Genomic DNA, 15,276 nt, shown 5'->3' on the forward strand with positions numbered 1-15,276 from the left:
GACCGCAGCGGCGTGCCAAAGGTCTATGGCTGACCTTTAGATTAATCCACTCCCGGGCAACCTGCATGATCTCAGTCAGGGCTTTTCGCCTTTGAGCCGACGCAGGCTGATATCGGCCAGGCAGGTATCGAGCTCGCCCAGATGATCGATCACCGAATGCACGCCCAGGCCGAACAACTGCACCGTCGCCTTGCCGCGCAAGTGTTCCCGTTCCTTCTGGCTCAAGGCTTGCCATTCGTTCGGCGCGAGCCCGCATAACGAGCCGCACGACGCCAGGCCGATGGTCCACAGCCCGGCGTTCAGGCCCGATTGCAGCAGTCGCGGCTCGCCGCTGACCAGCACGCAACCGTCCAGGCGCTCGACATTCAGCGCCATCAAGGCTTGCCAGCAGGCATTCGGGGCCGGCCATGGATTGATTGTTTCAGAGTGTTGCAAAGATTTGATCCAGGCCGGAAGTGCGACGGCCAGGGAATGGCTGAGGGCAGGGGGTAGTTCATCAAGCCAGGCGCAGGGAATCCGTTGTCGCTGCAAGCTGGACAGGCTCTCCAGGGCGCCGGGCGTGACCTCGGTGTGCTCGGCAGAAACGGTGCCGTGCTGACGCGTGCGCGCGCCGAAATCCACCAGGCAACCACTGAGGCCGAACAGCACGGCGGTCAGATTTGGTGCGGCAAGGGGCAAGACTTCGGCGTGCGGCATGGAAACGTCCCTGAAATAGCGACAAGGCTATTCACGGACGATGACAATCGAGTGACACGGATGTGAATCGCTCGCCGTCAGGAGGGCGTCGTTCGTAGACCATCGTGCACGATGCTGCCTAAACCGGGTTTTCCGTCATATACTAGCGGTCTTTGCGGCTGGGCCAAGCGCCCGCGTCAGTACAATCCAAGGAGTTTTTCTATGCGCTGGAGCAATCGACTCGCTCAGCTTTGTATGTGTGCCAGTGTATTGCTGGTTCCGTTTGCGACTCAGGCCGCCACGGAAGAAGACCCTTGGGAAAGCATCAACCGCCCGATCTACAAATTCAACGATTTTGTCGACACCTACGCACTGAAGCCGTTGGCTCAGGGCTACCAGTTCGTCACACCGCAGTTCCTGGAAGACGGCATCCACAACATGTTCCGCAACGTCGGCGATGTGACCAACCTCGCCAACGACGTGTTGCAGGCCAAGCCCGCTGCGGCTGGCGTCGACACCGCGCGTTTGATCTTCAACACCACCTTCGGCCTGCTGGGCTTCTTCGACGTGGGCACCAAGATGGGCCTGCACCGCAACGACGAAGACTTCGGCCAGACCCTCGGTTACTGGGGCGTGGGCAGCGGCCCGTACGTGATGCTGCCGCTGCTGGGTCCAAGCACCTTGCGTGATACGCCTTCCAAGTATGTCGATGGCTATACCGGTCCGTACCCCTACATCAACGATATACCGGTACGTAACTCGATTTACGGCCTGAACATCGTCGACACTCGCGCCAGCCTGTTGTCGGCCGAGAAACTGATCACTGGCGACAAATACACCTTTATTCGCAATGCATACCTGCAAAACCGCGAATTCAAGGTCAAGGATGGTAAGGTCGAAGACGATTTTTAATCTCGACCGGTAAAACAAAGAGGGCGGCCAATTGGCCGCCTTCTTTCGTTTGGCTTGCGGGGTTAAGTCAGGGCTATTTCATCTTCAGGATTGTAAGCCCGAGTTTCTGGCCGCCACCGTCCTGTGCTTTCACCCACACCACCTCGGTGTCGGCTTCAAGGCCTTTGAGGGCTGCGTGATCGGAATCGATCCGCACGCTGAGCCGGTCACCGACCTTGAATGAGCGGGGCGCCTCCAGCTGCATGCCACTGCTGGAAAGGTCGATGCAGACGGCTTGCACCTCATCGCCTTCATGAATCAGCGACACATCGGCATCAACCCGCATGCGGATGAAATCGCGCTTTTCGCTGTAGTCCCGATCGGTTTGGCTCATGGGCTCGATCCTTCCTTTGGGTTACGGTTTTGCCTGTTCTTATAACTCTCGGTGATTTGACAAGTAAAGACGTCAAGCGACCATCGGCGTGAGCTTGAAACGCCTCGCGGATGGGAGTACCGTCTGCGCCTTAGAAGGGCACCTCTGGTGGAACAGTGAGTAGGGCAAACGCTCGAAAACGGTGCAGCAGAGAGGCTAGAAAGCGAATCCAGTAGTGTGTGCAGGGCCAAATGCCCAGCCTGCTACGCCAACCTAATTCTGGCGCCGTTTGCCCACATGCCAAAAACCAGTGCCACGCTGCTGATAATCGATGATGACGAAGTAGTGCGTGCGAGCCTCGCGGCCTACTTGGAAGACAGTGGTTTCAGTGTCCTGCAGGCCAGCAATGGCCAGCAGGGTCTTCAGGTATTCGAGCAAGACAAGCCCGACTTGGTCATCTGCGATCTGCGCATGCCGCAGATGGGCGGACTCGAACTCATTCGCCAGGTCACCGAACTGTCGCCGCAAACCCCGGTAATCGTGGTTTCGGGCGCCGGCGTGATGAACGACGCCGTCGAGGCCCTGCGCCTGGGCGCAGCGGACTACCTGATCAAGCCTCTCGAAGATCTCGCCGTACTCGAGCACTCCGTGCGCCGTGCCCTGGATCGTGCGCGTCTGCTGCTGGAAAACCAGCGCTACCGCGAGAAGCTGGAAAAGGCCAACCGCGAGCTCGAAGCCAGCCTGAACTTGCTCCAGGAAGACCAGAACGCCGGTCGCCAGGTGCAGATGAACATGCTGCCGGTGAGCCCCTGGACCATCAACGAGTTCCAGTTTGCGCACCAGATCATCCCGTCGCTGTACCTGTCGGGCGATTTCGTCGACTACTTTCGGGTCGACGAGCGTCGGGTAGCGTTCTACCTGGCGGACGTTTCCGGTCATGGCGCCTCTTCAGCCTTCGTCACCGTGCTGCTGAAGTTCATGACCACGCGCTTGCTGTTCGAATCCAAGCGCAACGGCACATTGCCGGAATTCAAGCCTTCAGAAGTCCTTGGTCATATCAACCGGGGCCTGATCAGTTGTAAGCTGGGTAAACACGTCACAATGGTCGGTGGAGTCATCGACGAGGAGACAGGTTTGTTGACCTATAGCATCGGCGGTCATCTGCCGTTGCCCGTGTTGTACACGCCAGACAGTGTTCGTTACCTGGAAGGGCGTGGTCTGCCGGTGGGCCTCTTCAATGAAGCCACCTACGAAGACCACGTACTGGAGCTGCCGCCGGTATTCAGCCTGACGCTGATGTCTGATGGCATTCTGGACCTTTTGCCAGAACCCACACTCAAAGATAAAGAAGCTGCTTTGCCTCAACGGGTGAAAGCGGCGGGCGGCAGCCTGGATGGCCTGCGCCAGGTTTTTGGATTGGCCACGCTAGGGGAGATGCCGGATGATATCGCCCTGTTGGTGTTGAGCAGGAATCTTTAATGAGTACCGGTAGAATCCAGTTCGCCGAGCAGGACGGCACCTTCGTCCTGAAGTTCGTCGGTGAAGTTCGCCTGACCTTGTGTTCGGCGTTGGATGCGACTATTGAGCGGATCTTCACTGCGTTGAACTTCAACGCCATCGTGATCGACCTGACCGAAACCCGTAGCATCGACAGCACCACTCTGGGCCTGCTGGCCAAGCTGTCGATCCTGTCGCGGCAAAAAGTCGGCCTGTTGCCGACTGTCGTCACCACCCACGAAGACATCACCCGTCTGCTGCAGTCCATGGGCTTCGAGCAAGTGTTCAACATCGTTGACCGCCCGATCCCATGCCCTGAATGCCTGACCGACCTGCCAGACCAGGACCAGTCCGAAGAAGTGGTGCGGATCAAAGTCCTCGAAGCACACAAAATCCTCATGGGCCTGAACGACTCCAACCGTGAGGCGTTTCATGACCTGGTGAACGCGCTGGAGCGTCACTGATTAATTCCCTGTGGGAGCGGGCTTGCCCGCGAAGGCGCCCTAACAATCACCACATCTTCCAGTGCTAAGCCCATTACCCGAATTCAACGCAAAAAAAGGGCGAACCCATGGTTCGCCCTTTTTGCATCCAGCTAACTCAAATCACAGCTTGGCCTGCAACAACGCCTCAAGCTTCTCCTGGTCCCGAGCAAACTGACGAATGCCCTCAGCCAGCTTCTCGGTCGCCATCGCATCCTCGTTGGACAACCAACGGAACTGCGCTTCATTCAAGCTCAGACGCGCTTCACCCGCATGCCCCGGCACCAACTTGCGCTCCAGCTTGCCGGTATCCGCCGCCAGTTTCTCCAGCAGATCAGGGCTGATGGTCAACCGATCACAACCGGCCAACTGTTCGATCTGATTCAGATTACGGAAGCTGGCACCCATCACTACGGTTTTGTAGTCATTGGCCTTGTAGTAGTTGTAGATGCGCGTCACCGACTGCACGCCCGGATCATCCGCGCCGGTGTAGTCGTTGCCGGTGGCCTTCTTGTACCAGTCGTAGATACGGCCCACGAACGGCGAAATCAGGAAAACTCCAGCGTCAGCACATGCCGCCGCCTGAGCGAAAGAGAACAGCAAGGTCAGGTTGGTCTGAATGCCTTCCTTTTCCAGCTTCTCGGCAGCGCGGATGCCTTCCCAGGTCGAAGCGATCTTGATCAGCACACGGTCACGGCCAACGCCGGCCTTTTCGTACAAGTCGATCAGACGGTGCGCACGCTTCAATACGGCGTCAGTGTCGAACGACAGGCGCGCATCCACTTCAGTGGAAATACGGCCAGGAATCACCTTCAGAATCTCTTGCCCCACCGCCACACCAAAACGGTCACTGGCCAGGCCCACATCGCCCTTGCAGTCGCTGACGCAAGCGTTCAGCAACTCGGCATAACCGGGAATGGCCGCTGCTTTGAGCAGCAGGGAAGGGTTGGTGGTGGCGTCCACGGGTTTAACGCGAGCGATTGCTTCGAAGTCGCCAGTGTCGGCAACCACGGTGGTCATTTGTTTGAGTTGTTCCAGCTTGGAAGTCATGGGCGTGCTCTGTCCTATGGGTCTAATGACATTACCCGAGCGCTGACAGCCACTCAAGGGTGCATGTGCGTATCGAGGCCCCAGTGGCAACATCCTGGAAACGGATGTTTGAAAGGCGGGGCGTGGTCTCGGTAAATACGATGCTGAAATGGAGGGCAGGTTCAATGGAGGTGACGGTTAGCGTGCTGAGCAGGCCTGGGTCATGTCCTCAATGCTTACCGATTTGACCAGCTTGCGAATTAGACCTTTGAGCGCTCGGGCCGAACAAGTGACGGCCGCCATTTCAAAGCGGCCAATTTCTAACGAGACAGAGCGCGGACACCGGCGCGCGAAACCTGCAAGTGAGTGACGAGGGATTAACGTCCCTCCAACAACTCTGCCGCCTGATCCAGCAACGCCAATGGCTCTTTAGCCTTGTGAATATCCACCGACAACAACTGCCGAAACTTGCGCGCCCCCGGAAACCCGGTACCCAGCCCCAGTACATGCCGAGTGATGTGATGCATCGCGCCACCCGCCAGCAGATGCTCGGCAATATAAGGCCGCAACTGCGCCAGCGCCTCGGCCCGAGTGATCACCGGCGCCGTGCTGCCAAACAGCTGCTGATCCACCTCAGCCATCACATAAGGGTTGTGATACGCCTCACGGCCCAGCATCACACCGTCGAACGTCTGCAAATGCTCGTGACAGGCCTCCAGCGTCTTGATCCCGCCGTTGAGAATAATCTCCAGCTCCGGAAAATCCGCCTTCAACCGCGCCGCCACGTCATAACGCAGAGGCGGAATGTCGCGGTTCTCCTTCGGCGACAAACCCTCCAGAATCGCAATCCGCGCATGCACGGTAAAACTTGTGCACCCGGCATCCCGAACCGTGCCGACGAAATCACACAACTCCTCGTAACTGTCCCGCCCATTAATCCCGATCCGATGCTTCACCGTCACCGGAATCGACACCGCATCACGCATCGCCTTCACACAATCGGCCACCAACTGCGGATGCCCCATCAGGCACGCGCCGATCATATTGTTCTGCACCCGATCACTCGGGCAGCCGACATTCAGATTCACCTCGTCGTAACCGTGATCCTGGGCCATGCGGGCGCAGGCGGCCAGGTCCAGCGGGACACTGCCGCCGAGCTGCAGGGCGAGTGGGTGCTCGGCTTCGTTGTGACGCAGGAAGCGCTCGTGATCGCCGTTGAGGAGCGCGCCGGTGGTGACCATTTCGGTGTAGAGCAGTGCGTGCTTGGAGAGCAGTCGCAGGAAGAAACGGCAGTGGCGGTCGGTCCAGTCCATCATCGGGGCGACGGAGAAGCGGCGGGAGAGCGGTTGGGCGATGGTTGGTGCGGCTGAATGGGGCATGGGTATCTGAATAAAAGAAGCGTGAGGCGGGGTAGGGAGTTTATCAGGAATGAGGGAGTGGAAGGGCGCTAGGGGGCACTTGCGGCGACCACGATTCTGACGTCGTGCTTCTCACCGCAGTCGGCTTCGTCTCTTTTCGCGCGCCATCCAGCGCCAGTGATAAACGTGACTAGCGCCAATGGCGTAAGGCCGATGTATCCAATGCTTGCCACGCTTCGGAGTGGCAAAGTTGATCCTTCGTCAGCCAGAGTCCTGCGTGCGGGCACAGGGACTCGGCGGGGAGTGCCAGCAGGTCGCTCAACTTCATTGCGCTGATTGAGCCTCGGTCTCCTTCATCCTCGGCTTCCCAGTCGCGCAGAAATAGACGTACCTTCAAGACATTGGCATTAAAACCTTCAAACTGTGGTCGATTATGGAGCCACTGAGGTGAATGCCTCAAGGTTCGCTCCTGGACATCCAACAGCAAGATCTGCCATGCCAAGCGACCTCCGTGGTCATCTTCGACGTTGGTATGGAGTCGAGTCAGCGCGAGATAACGTGCATCCTCGGACCAGATCATCGAGGGCGCGAGATGGCTGATGGCGCAACCGGACGCCGTCAGCAAATGCCCGCCCAGGCGTGGGCTCTGGACGCGTAGCCAACTGTCGGCGTATTCGGTTTCACAACCGAACAGCCAAGCGGCATCTTTATCCATCGGTGCTGGCTGGACAAAGTTTCCATCGGCGATTGCAGACTGTGGCTGTTTAACCAGACGCCAATCGGGGAGGGCGCTTAGGCCTTGTTGGCTGACATTGAGCTCACACCACTCGTAGTAAAGCCGCGAGTCCTGTCGATACTGGCAAAATGCAGCGGCATCGTCCGCCTCGGGTGGCGATTGATCAAAGCGCTGCAATGGACTGCTTTGCCGATCTTGATCCAGGCGACCTCGAATCACTGCCAGGCTCAGTCTCGGCCCACGAAAGTCCAACAATCGTGCGACCAACAGAGGAGGGCTGTTCATCAATTGTCGTTCCTGTGCGTCGACCACCACCACGTGACCTGCTGTCGCGGGCGGCAGGGCGAACGGTATTAATGCGATGTAACGTCCAGTGTCTGAAACTCGATGATCGAGCAGCCAAACGCCCGGTAACTCCCAGTCCCCAATCCTGCAGGTATAACCCCCGAGCCCCAGGCTGTTGTCTTGCCGCCAGCTAAATTGAGCCCGCGTATCACCAGTCAATGGTGCCGACTCGACCATCGTCGCGCCTCGCTGTCCATCACCCACCAGAGGCACGGCCAACCGCATGCGAGTCAGGTGCCGCTGCGCAACCTGCACCCGGCCGTTCGGATCATGGCCCACCTGAGACTCACAGTCGCTGTGTATGCTGTACAAGCCATATCCATAGCGACCGCGATCAGGCTGTGGGTAGTCGAAGTAAGACGATAGCCGCAGGTAGTGGTCATCCAGCTCCAGGGGGTCGCTCCAACCCATGGAAGGTTCGCTGTCGGCAGATAGCCACGGACAAGGCAATGCTTGCCAGCCGCGGTCTACGTGCCAGAGCCAATATTCGAGGGCTTGCGGTTGCTCATCATTCATCCGTGCATGGCAAGCGAACGAGCGGCCATCATGATTCCAGATGATTGAGGTATCGGCCCTGATCAGCAACGAAGTGGGCTCACCGTTCATGCTCACGCTGTATTCCGGGCTCATCAGCGGGGCGCAAGGCTGTGGCAATTCGCGCAGGCTGGCCGGCAGCGCCAGACAGGCGTCCAATCTTTGCTGACCATCGGGAGACGTATGCCGGAACGCGTCGAGCGCAAGGTTTTTTTGCCAGTCACCAGGCTCAACCCAAAGGTCAATAACGGGCACCAGGCTGACCTTTTCAGCCGTCGTCAGCAGTTGCTCCAGGCTGATCTCCCGTGCGCCGTTGTCGACCAGAGGACTGTAACGCCCACTCAGGATGCCGTCGTTAAAGGCATCCAGTTCCCAAAATTCATCACACGAACACTGGTAAAGCTGACGCAACTGTCGATCCAGAATCACCAATCCCCAGGCTTGGCGCGAGGGTAAAGGCGCGGCGAAATAACGTCCGTCATTCGAGAAGCGAGCCGACGACCCAAGGCCCTGGAGCAGCACCCCATCGGGAAATAGGTAATCGCACAGGACGGGTCCGCCCATGGCGATTTCGCTGTAGTTGAACACCCTGATGGGCTCGCCCTCGGGAGTTTGCTGCGGTTCGTCCCCACCCCAGGCACTGGCGCCGCCTGAAGACTGACCAGGCGATACCGGTGACGACTTGGCCTGTGTTTTATCGACCAGGCCAAAACGTCTTTCCAAGTGACTGACGCAAGCCAGCCCGAAGAACATCACAGCCGCTGCCCCCGCAATATCCCAGTACGCCGGCAAAGCCCTGCCCAGATTAAAACCCAGGCCTAGTGCGGCAGAGGTCATGAGCCGGGCAGCCCCTCGACCGGTTCGTTGCCAACCGGCCCGTGCCGTCAGCCACATCAAGGCAGCACAACCCAGTACCACACCGAGCGCCCACAGCAGCGGTAATACCGCCACGAGAAAAATCGGGATCAACAGTACGGCGATTTGCCAAAGTAGATCGAGCAACAATCGAGGCAGGCTTTTTTCGTCAGTACGTTGATCCGAAGAGTGAGTCACCATTACCTCGAGAATAAATGGGCGATTTCAAATAAGCGTGTTTGCGTAAAAGAGAGATGCTGAGTTACCAACGACCAGCCTGATCGACGCAAAATGGGGCGACGCAGAAGCGGCGGGAGAGCAGGGCGAGTGTGGCGGTGATTGGTGGCATTGGCGTTTCTGGAATGGGTGAGGCTGGGAGGTGGGGAGTTTATCAGGATTGGGCTTGCGGGGCTCAGGTGAGTCTTGCTGTGGTAGTTGAGAGCGAGTGAGAACAGGAACGGGAGGGGTTGAGTGACTTGCAACGAAGAGCCGTCGATATACGGACACCCCTGTAAGTTAATACGTGGTGTCCGCGTAATACTTAAGTGAAGTCAGTGCTAAGTAAGCTAATTTTTTAAGGTGTACGGCGAGCTCCAACTAATGCCATTGATTCTTGACTTCCTGCCACTGGTCGTCTGACAGCCACTTATCTGCCGCCGGAAAGAAAATATTTTCCTCGGCGTCCATATGATCGTAATATTTTTTGATAAAGTCATCGATAGTGTCAGCAATTACTCTCGTTTCCTTAGTGGTGTCCTCCAACATCTTCAACTGTCCAGCAATGCGCCCAAATGCCTGATGATCTCGCTCGATATCCTTGACCCGTTGGTGGATCGGCGCCTCAGTCGCTAGCAAGGCCAGCCGAATAAGTTCTTCATTTTCATGGTGGTGTCGCTCTGCATCACCATGCAAGGCTTCCAGCATCGTGAACAACAGCTTGCAGTCATCAGTTCCATCGGGTTCATGTCTGATTTTCCTCAGCAATTCTTTGATCTGAGTAATTTTCATAGACACTTCGTGATGATAGGTCAGAAGTTCTTTCAACAAAACGTTCATGTCAAATCCTCGTCGCGACACCAGATCATCACAGAAAATGTTTTTAACCAGTAACTCCAAAAGACGCCTAGGTTTCAATATCTTGTTAAATGCACTCGCTGACACTATTTAATCTTTTTAGTATAGGCGAGCACAAAGCTCCCACCCCAGGAAATTTTTCGTCTTTGGAAAAAATTGAAATATCGAGTGTATGTTTATATGCACTATTTGATCTGCCGGATGCCCGCCCGCGAAAACGGAAGGAGAAAGCAGCGCCCAATCGATGCGGTGGCAGCTGTGCGCGGGTCTGCAAGACCGGGAAACCAGGAACCCGGCAGACCCGAAGGTCTCCCGCACAAAGCCGCCATTGAGCAGGTGGGTCGCTTCAGAGAAAACAAGGATGCTGAACCCACGCTGTCGCTCAGTAATGTTTCATCAAGTTGGGTAGGCTCGCGGCATAGGATGACCACCTAAGACCGTGCTGCCACACCTCCAGCCCACAGGAAACAACAAGATGATCTCGAACCTCTTCAAAGCCATGCTGATCACCGGTGCTTTGCTCTTGAGCGCCTGTTCGGGTGTGAGCACCAGTTCCTGCTTTTCAGAAGGCTGCCAACAATTCGATGGCCATAACCCCAACAAGGTGAACTTTGGTGGGAGCGCCATCGGCAACAGCTTTAATGAGTACAGCTCGGGCTTGCTGCACGACTAAGGAATGACGCAACGGCTGGGGTGTTTTCGCCGTTGCGTGATTTGCCTGATGAACCGTGTGCCCTGATTTTGCGACTGCTGCGCAGCCAAACGCAGGCTGCGCCAGCTGCTACAGGGAATGTGTCGCGGCAACTAACGGGCTATTTAGCCTCTGGCACCGCTATCCACTGACCCAGAATTTTCTGGTAGTTCCCCGTCACCTTGGCCAGATGCAGCCACTGATCGACATACATCTTCCAGCTGATGTCATCCCGTGGCAGCAGATATGCCTTCTCGCCGTACTGCATGTATTGCGTCGGGTTGACCGCGCACAAACCTGGTTTGAGTTTCTGCTGATACAGCGCTTCCGAGGCGTCGGTAATCATCACGTCAGCCTTCTTGTCCAGCAGTTGCTGGAAGATGGTCACGTTGTCGTGCAGCTGCAATTGCGCCTTGGGCAGGAAGGCGTGGACGAAGGCTTCGTTGGTGCCGCCGGCCGGTTCGACCAGGCGAACCGAAGGCTGGTTGATTTGTTCGAGGGTCTGGTATTTCGCTTGATCTTCGCAGCGCACCAGCGGGATTTTGCCGTCGACATCCAGGGTGGTGCTGAAGAAGGCTTTTTTCTGGCGTTCCAGGGTGACGGAGATGCCGCCGACGCCGATGTCGCATTTGCCCGCGAGCATGTCGGGCATCAGGGTTTTCCAGGTGGTCTGGACCCACTCGACCTTCGCTCCCAGGCTGTCGGCCAGTGAGCGGGCCATGGCGATGTCGATGCCCGAGTATTCACCGTCTTCACCTTTGAAGGTATAGGGTTTGTAGTCGCCTGTGGTGCAAACGCGCAGTTGGCCTTGTTGCAGGACGGTGTCCAGATGGGAAGAGTTTTGCTCTGCCTGAGCGCCGCAGGATAGAGCCAGCAGGCCACAGAGCATCATTGTGCTTTTTATGGTTTTCATTGTTATCGGGCTTTTGTGATGGAGTGGGGGGCAAGGCTGGATCAGTGTAGTGAAACCGCTTCTTGGCTGTCATCCACGCTGAATGCGATGCTCCCCGGCCCTGGTTCAATATGCTCGATGATCGAGAGGGCGATGCATGGGTCAGTGTCTGCCGTGGTGATGCCCGAATAGGTGCATCAGCGGGCACAGCAATAGAATCAGATAGGGCAGAAGCGGGTAGATATGACCGTAATGCTCGCGGGCCATGTAGAACAGTCCGATCACCAGCAGCATGCCCAGCGCGATGCCGGGTTTGCCGCGCCAGAACGAGGTGGCAGGAGGTGTCGAGGGGTTTGAGTGGTTCATGTGACGCGCTCCATTCTGACGAAAATGTCGCGGGGGTTCGTCCGGCCATGCCGGCCAATGCCAACCGTCAGCGACGGGGGTTATGGCGCAATGCTTATTGGCCCATCGGCATCTTCATCATCCTGGATTGCTGATCCATCATTTTCATCATCATGTCCATCATCGTCGTATCCGAGCTGCCCTTGCCACCGGACATGCCCATGCCCATCCCCATACCTCTGCAATTGTCGTGCAGCATGCCGAGGCTTGTTCTCATCGTAGCCATGGCTTCCTGCATGGCTGCCCGGCGTTCGGCCGGGGTTTTGGCGGCGATCATTTTGTCGTGGGCTGCCTGCATTTTCTTCATCTGTTCGCTCATGGCCTTGTCTTGCATGGGCGTGGCTTGGGTTGCGTTATCGGTGGGGGCGGCGGGCGCTGTTTCGGGGTATTCGGCAGCCAGCGTCAGCAATGGGCTGCTCATGACCAGTGCGGCCAGGAGGGACTTGACGTAGATGTGCATGGCGATCTCCACAGTGATAACGCGGATCGGCAGCGTCGGATGGCTGCGGACCAGGATATGTTGTGTTCCCGTTAGAGGGAGTGATCTTGAACTTACGCCACGGTCGCAGGGCGTTGTTGATCCATATCAAGCGACGCCCACAGAGGTTTGTTGTGCTGCCACTGTGACATTCCAATGGCTGATACGTGTCAGGCAAGGCCCGACACGTATCCCTCTACATGAGTTGTTTATCCACAAGCCACGGACTTCGAACTCTTAAGGTGAGCTTCAATCGAGTTGCTAGCAGAGTGCACTCTTACTCCCTTGAGTTTATCGAGTGGCGGGTCTTTCCAAAGTTTTGATGCGTCGATGGGAAGGATGACCTGAATAGCGGCTCCTTGGGGCGGATCAGCAACAAAATCGAAGTCCTGAATGCCGTCTGGTGGGAACTGAATGTAAACCCGCGGCTCCAGTCTCGGGTTTGTCCATCCACCAGAATTCACCAGGCCAATTGCCGATATGTGTAGCTGCGGTGGGTTGGATTTAAGTATTTTTAAGTCGACATCCACCACTTTCATTACTTCAGCCATTTTCGAACTCCTTTCGATAATTGCGCCGCTTTTTTCACCTTGGCGCTTGGGTGTTGAACCCTCTGGCTTGAAATCTAGTGTGGTTAGACGCTAGTAAAGGACCCTCACCCTGTCCACTGACTGCTCTGGCCGGTCATCGGATGCTTTCATTTCCCTACTGGGCACCCATTTCCGGGCTCAGCGTTCCGAGCCAAGCCACCAATCCCACGATCAACACCGCCGCCGCCAATTCCACCACCACGCTGCGCCGCAACGCATTGGCGGCGACCGTGTATTGCCCGTCCCGCAACGAGCGCTCCAGAAACGGCCCGAGGTGAAACCGGTTCAACGCGGCGAGCACCAGCATGCCGGCAAACAGCACCACTTTGATGAACAGCAGAATCCCGTAAGTGCTGAGAAACACCTCGTCCAGCTTCGGCCCAACGATGAACAGATAATTCACGACTCCCGTCGCGGTGATGACCACGACGATGGCCGCGCCAATCGCCTCAAACCGATTAACCGCGCGGGCCAGCAACCTGAGGCGCGCTTCGGTTTGCAGGGCATTGATCTTCGCCATCAACGCAAACGCCAGCAACGCGCCAAGCCAAGCCCCCGCCGCCAGCAGGTGCAGAATGTCCACCGCGAAATGCCAAAAGCGACGATCGCCTTCATCCATCGCCCCATGCCCGCTCCAGGCCAGGCTGGCGAGGGCAACAGCACCGGCAAAAGCCGCGACCCATAAACTGAAACCAGGCGCACGGAGCATCACCGCTAAGCCAGCGATGACCAGCGCAACAATGCGAACCCCCCAAGCCAAGCCGACATCCGTCTCAAACAGCATCATCTCGATGTGCGGACGCAGCTCGGCGAAGTCCGTTTCACCGCTCATGGCGCTCGCCATCATCACCATGCTGGCGACGGACAACACCGCGCCCAGCACTGCCGTCCCCGCCAGCATCGACCGGAATGGCAGCACCGCCCCGGACATCCGTTCCTGCCCTTTAAGGCTGTACAGCCCAAAAAGTGCCACCCCGAACAACAGCATCAAATCCACATACAACGCAAACCGCAGGGCAATGCCGACCGAGTCGCTCATCAATCACTTCACTTTGAACGTAACGTTGCCGGTGATCGGGTGAGTGTCCGAAGACACGGCGCGCCATTCGACTTTGTAGCTGCCGGTGGGCAGGGGCGAGAGCGGGGTGATGACCATGGTTTTCGGGTCGCTGCCGCCGGAGACTTTGGCTTTCATCGGCATGGGGGAATGGGCCATGCCGGGCATTTCGGTCATGACCAGTTTGGCGCCGGAGAATTGGGTCATGAGGTTTTCGGAAAAGTGCAGCTCGATGTTGCTCGGTGCTGCGCCGTCCGCGCCTTCGGTTGGGGTGGAGGAGAGCAGTTTCGGGTGGGCTTGAGCCTGTGCGCTCATGAGCAGCCCGGTGGAAAGTGCGATGGCGACAGCGGTGGTTTTGATGGTGCGCATGCAAGGCCTCTTACCGCTTTAAGCGGTTGTTTTTTAGGTTTTTGAGTTGAAGTGTTTAGAACCACAGCCGAACGCCGACGACCAGTCGGGCTTCGCTGCGGTCCTCGCCTTCGTCCCTGGCGTAATCGGCGGTTTTGCCGTAGGTGCGGTTCCAGGTCACACCGATGTAGGGCGCGAACTCCCGGCGGATTTCATAGCGCAGGCGCAGCCCGGCTTCGGTGCTGGAAAGTCCGGAGCCGATGCCCCGTTGTGGGTCGTTTTTGCCGTAGACGTTAAGCTCGGCGGTCGGCTGCAGAATCAGCCGATTGGTGAGCAGGATGTCGTAGTCGCCTTCCAGCCGTGCGGCGGTCTGGCCGCCTTCGCCGATGAAAGCGGTGGCCTCGGTTTCGAAGTTGTACAACGCCATGCCTTGCACACCGAACGCGGCCCAGGTTTGCGGGGCGCCGGGTTTGAAGTCCTGGCGCACGCCGGTCACCACGTCCCACCATGGGCTGATCGCGTGGCCCCAGAGGGCCTGGACTTCGGCATCTTCGGTCTTGCCATTGACGCGTTCGCCTTCGGAGCGCAACCACAGGCGATCAACGTCGCCGCCGATCCAGCCAGACAGATCCCACGCCAATGCGCTGCCGTTATCGGCGTCCTGCCATTCGAGTTTGTCGGCGAGGAAGTAATAGTTGAGCGCACTGTCGTGCATGTCATGGCCGGCGGGGCTGACGAAAACGGCGGCACGGTCGGCGTCGGTCAATGCCGGGATCGGCGTGCGGCTTTGGGTCGGCGCGGCGGGCTGCATTTGCCCGTAATCCTCGCTCTGCATCTGGCTGTGATCCATGCCCGGCATCTGGCTATGGTCCATGCCCTGCATGTTGTCGGTGGCGGCCATGGCCGAAGAGAGCGTCAGGCCCACGGTAACGAGGGCCAAAGAGATCGGAGTGAGTCTGGTCATGG

At 57.6% G+C, this 15,276-nt stretch carries 17 protein-coding genes; 4 read left to right on the plus strand and 13 right to left on the minus strand.

What is annotated here, in order from left to right; genetic code table 11:
* Positions 1 to 75: 75 nt before the first annotated feature.
* On the minus strand, positions 76 to 696 hold the full coding sequence (gene pcrP, locus AC1RL4_RS13220; RefSeq protein ID WP_019582090.1) for an HAD superfamily inactivated hydrolase PcrP: 621 nt from the start codon (positions 694 to 696) through the stop codon (positions 76 to 78).
* A gap of 201 nt (positions 697 to 897) precedes the next feature.
* Here pcrP and AC1RL4_RS13225 point away from each other — a divergent pair, with 201 nt between their 5' ends.
* Positions 898 to 1,587 (plus strand): MlaA family lipoprotein, encoded by a 690-nt coding sequence (locus tag AC1RL4_RS13225; protein WP_018928141.1) that lies wholly within the window; start codon positions 898 to 900, stop codon positions 1,585 to 1,587.
* A 73-nt stretch (positions 1,588 to 1,660) separates the two neighbouring features.
* Here AC1RL4_RS13225 and AC1RL4_RS13230 read toward each other — a convergent pair whose 3' ends face one another.
* On the minus strand, positions 1,661 to 1,960 hold the full coding sequence (locus AC1RL4_RS13230) for a PilZ domain-containing protein (RefSeq protein WP_007935265.1): 300 nt from the start codon (positions 1,958 to 1,960) through the stop codon (positions 1,661 to 1,663).
* Between the two features lie 276 nt (positions 1,961 to 2,236).
* Here AC1RL4_RS13230 and rssB point away from each other — a divergent pair, with 276 nt between their 5' ends.
* Together rssB and rssC are read left to right on the plus strand one after the other, a co-directional pair.
* Entirely contained in the window at positions 2,237 to 3,418 is a 1,182-nt protein-coding gene (gene rssB, locus AC1RL4_RS13235) for a two-component system response regulator RssB (protein ID WP_018928140.1), read from the plus strand.
* On the plus strand, positions 3,418 to 3,900 hold the full coding sequence (rssC, locus tag AC1RL4_RS13240; RefSeq protein WP_007935262.1) for an anti-sigma factor antagonist RssC: 483 nt from the start codon (positions 3,418 to 3,420) through the stop codon (positions 3,898 to 3,900). Before rssB ends, rssC begins: the two co-directional genes overlap by 1 nt.
* A 141-nt stretch (positions 3,901 to 4,041) precedes the next feature.
* Here rssC and tal read toward each other — a convergent pair whose 3' ends face one another.
* The 4 genes from tal to AC1RL4_RS13260 all read right to left on the minus strand — a co-directional run bounded on the left by tal (position 4,042) and on the right by AC1RL4_RS13260 (position 9,831).
* Positions 4,042 to 4,968, minus strand: a complete 927-nt coding sequence (gene tal, locus AC1RL4_RS13245) for a transaldolase (RefSeq protein WP_019582092.1) — start codon at positions 4,966 to 4,968, stop codon at positions 4,042 to 4,044.
* 356 nt (positions 4,969 to 5,324) lie between these two features.
* Positions 5,325 to 6,326 (minus strand): tRNA dihydrouridine(20/20a) synthase DusA, encoded by a 1,002-nt coding sequence (dusA, locus tag AC1RL4_RS13250; RefSeq protein WP_230172755.1) that lies wholly within the window; start codon positions 6,324 to 6,326, stop codon positions 5,325 to 5,327.
* Positions 6,327 to 6,495: 169 nt separating this feature from the next.
* Positions 6,496 to 8,976, minus strand: coding sequence for a hypothetical protein (locus tag AC1RL4_RS13255; RefSeq protein WP_019582094.1), 2,481 nt, complete (start codon positions 8,974 to 8,976; stop codon positions 6,496 to 6,498).
* A 396-nt stretch (positions 8,977 to 9,372) separates the two neighbouring features.
* Positions 9,373 to 9,831 carry a hemerythrin domain-containing protein gene (locus AC1RL4_RS13260; protein ID WP_019582095.1) on the minus strand — a complete coding sequence of 153 codons (459 nt, stop codon included), beginning with the start codon at positions 9,829 to 9,831 and terminating at the stop codon, positions 9,373 to 9,375.
* A 493-nt stretch (positions 9,832 to 10,324) separates the two neighbouring features.
* On the opposite strand from AC1RL4_RS13260, the gene AC1RL4_RS13265 reads away from it, so the two are divergent.
* Entirely contained in the window at positions 10,325 to 10,522 is a 198-nt protein-coding gene (locus AC1RL4_RS13265) for a hypothetical protein (RefSeq protein WP_019582096.1), read from the plus strand.
* 139 nt (positions 10,523 to 10,661) lie between these two features.
* Here AC1RL4_RS13265 and AC1RL4_RS13270 read toward each other — a convergent pair whose 3' ends face one another.
* The 7 genes from AC1RL4_RS13270 to AC1RL4_RS13300 all read right to left on the minus strand — a co-directional run bounded on the left by AC1RL4_RS13270 (position 10,662) and on the right by AC1RL4_RS13300 (position 15,274).
* Positions 10,662 to 11,453 (minus strand): transporter substrate-binding domain-containing protein, encoded by a 792-nt coding sequence (locus AC1RL4_RS13270; RefSeq protein ID WP_028939654.1) that lies wholly within the window; start codon positions 11,451 to 11,453, stop codon positions 10,662 to 10,664.
* Positions 11,454 to 11,594: 141 nt separating this feature from the next.
* Positions 11,595 to 11,798: a DUF2933 domain-containing protein gene (locus AC1RL4_RS13275; protein WP_096480703.1), complete on the minus strand. Its 204-nt coding sequence runs from the start codon at positions 11,796 to 11,798 to the stop codon at positions 11,595 to 11,597.
* Positions 11,799 to 11,892: 94 nt separating this feature from the next.
* Positions 11,893 to 12,297 carry a hypothetical protein gene (locus AC1RL4_RS13280; RefSeq protein ID WP_096480702.1) on the minus strand — a complete coding sequence of 135 codons (405 nt, stop codon included), beginning with the start codon at positions 12,295 to 12,297 and terminating at the stop codon, positions 11,893 to 11,895.
* 227 nt (positions 12,298 to 12,524) lie between these two features.
* Positions 12,525 to 12,866: a hypothetical protein gene (locus AC1RL4_RS13285; RefSeq protein ID WP_019582098.1), complete on the minus strand. Its 342-nt coding sequence runs from the start codon at positions 12,864 to 12,866 to the stop codon at positions 12,525 to 12,527.
* A 154-nt stretch (positions 12,867 to 13,020) separates the two neighbouring features.
* Positions 13,021 to 13,944, minus strand: coding sequence for a copper homeostasis membrane protein CopD (copD, locus tag AC1RL4_RS13290; RefSeq protein WP_096480701.1), 924 nt, complete (start codon positions 13,942 to 13,944; stop codon positions 13,021 to 13,023).
* A 3-nt stretch (positions 13,945 to 13,947) separates the two neighbouring features.
* Positions 13,948 to 14,331 carry a copper homeostasis periplasmic binding protein CopC gene (copC, locus tag AC1RL4_RS13295; RefSeq protein WP_230172753.1) on the minus strand — a complete coding sequence of 128 codons (384 nt, stop codon included), beginning with the start codon at positions 14,329 to 14,331 and terminating at the stop codon, positions 13,948 to 13,950.
* 55 nt (positions 14,332 to 14,386) lie between these two features.
* The gene (locus AC1RL4_RS13300) at positions 14,387 to 15,274 is read right to left on the minus strand and encodes a copper resistance protein B (RefSeq protein WP_230172752.1); all 888 of its coding nucleotides are present in this window, start codon (positions 15,272 to 15,274) and stop codon (positions 14,387 to 14,389) included.
* Positions 15,275 to 15,276 lie beyond the last annotated feature (2 nt).

The sequence above is a fragment of the Pseudomonas sp. GW822-FHT07A10 genome (assembly GCF_058798795.1).

Excerpts from the sequence above, each read along its gene's own strand:
- AC1RL4_RS13285 (WP_019582098.1), bottom strand. The coding sequence starts at position 12,866 with ATGGCTGAAGTAATGAAAGTGGTGGATGTCGACTTAAAAATACTTAAA.
- AC1RL4_RS13255 (WP_019582094.1), bottom strand. The coding sequence starts at position 8,976 with ATGGTGACTCACTCTTCGGATCAACGTACTGACGAAAAAAGCCTGCCT.
- AC1RL4_RS13230 (WP_007935265.1), bottom strand. The coding sequence starts at position 1,960 with ATGAGCCAAACCGATCGGGACTACAGCGAAAAGCGCGATTTCATCCGC.
- AC1RL4_RS13225 (WP_018928141.1), top strand. The coding sequence starts at position 898 with ATGCGCTGGAGCAATCGACTCGCTCAGCTTTGTATGTGTGCCAGTGTA.
- copC (WP_230172753.1), bottom strand. The coding sequence starts at position 14,331 with ATGCGCACCATCAAAACCACCGCTGTCGCCATCGCACTTTCCACCGGG.
- tal (WP_019582092.1), bottom strand. The coding sequence starts at position 4,968 with ATGACTTCCAAGCTGGAACAACTCAAACAAATGACCACCGTGGTTGCC.
- rssC (WP_007935262.1), top strand. The coding sequence starts at position 3,418 with ATGAGTACCGGTAGAATCCAGTTCGCCGAGCAGGACGGCACCTTCGTC.
- AC1RL4_RS13260 (WP_019582095.1), bottom strand. The coding sequence starts at position 9,831 with ATGAACGTTTTGTTGAAAGAACTTCTGACCTATCATCACGAAGTGTCT.
- rssB (WP_018928140.1), top strand. The coding sequence starts at position 2,237 with ATGCCAAAAACCAGTGCCACGCTGCTGATAATCGATGATGACGAAGTA.
- AC1RL4_RS13300 (WP_230172752.1), bottom strand. The coding sequence starts at position 15,274 with ATGACCAGACTCACTCCGATCTCTTTGGCCCTCGTTACCGTGGGCCTG.
- copD (WP_096480701.1), bottom strand. The coding sequence starts at position 13,944 with ATGAGCGACTCGGTCGGCATTGCCCTGCGGTTTGCGTTGTATGTGGAT.
- AC1RL4_RS13275 (WP_096480703.1), bottom strand. The coding sequence starts at position 11,798 with ATGAACCACTCAAACCCCTCGACACCTCCTGCCACCTCGTTCTGGCGC.
- dusA (WP_230172755.1), bottom strand. The coding sequence starts at position 6,326 with ATGCCCCATTCAGCCGCACCAACCATCGCCCAACCGCTCTCCCGCCGC.
- AC1RL4_RS13280 (WP_096480702.1), bottom strand. The coding sequence starts at position 12,297 with ATGCACATCTACGTCAAGTCCCTCCTGGCCGCACTGGTCATGAGCAGC.
- AC1RL4_RS13265 (WP_019582096.1), top strand. The coding sequence starts at position 10,325 with ATGATCTCGAACCTCTTCAAAGCCATGCTGATCACCGGTGCTTTGCTC.
- pcrP (WP_019582090.1), bottom strand. The coding sequence starts at position 696 with ATGCCGCACGCCGAAGTCTTGCCCCTTGCCGCACCAAATCTGACCGCC.
- AC1RL4_RS13270 (WP_028939654.1), bottom strand. The coding sequence starts at position 11,453 with ATGAAAACCATAAAAAGCACAATGATGCTCTGTGGCCTGCTGGCTCTA.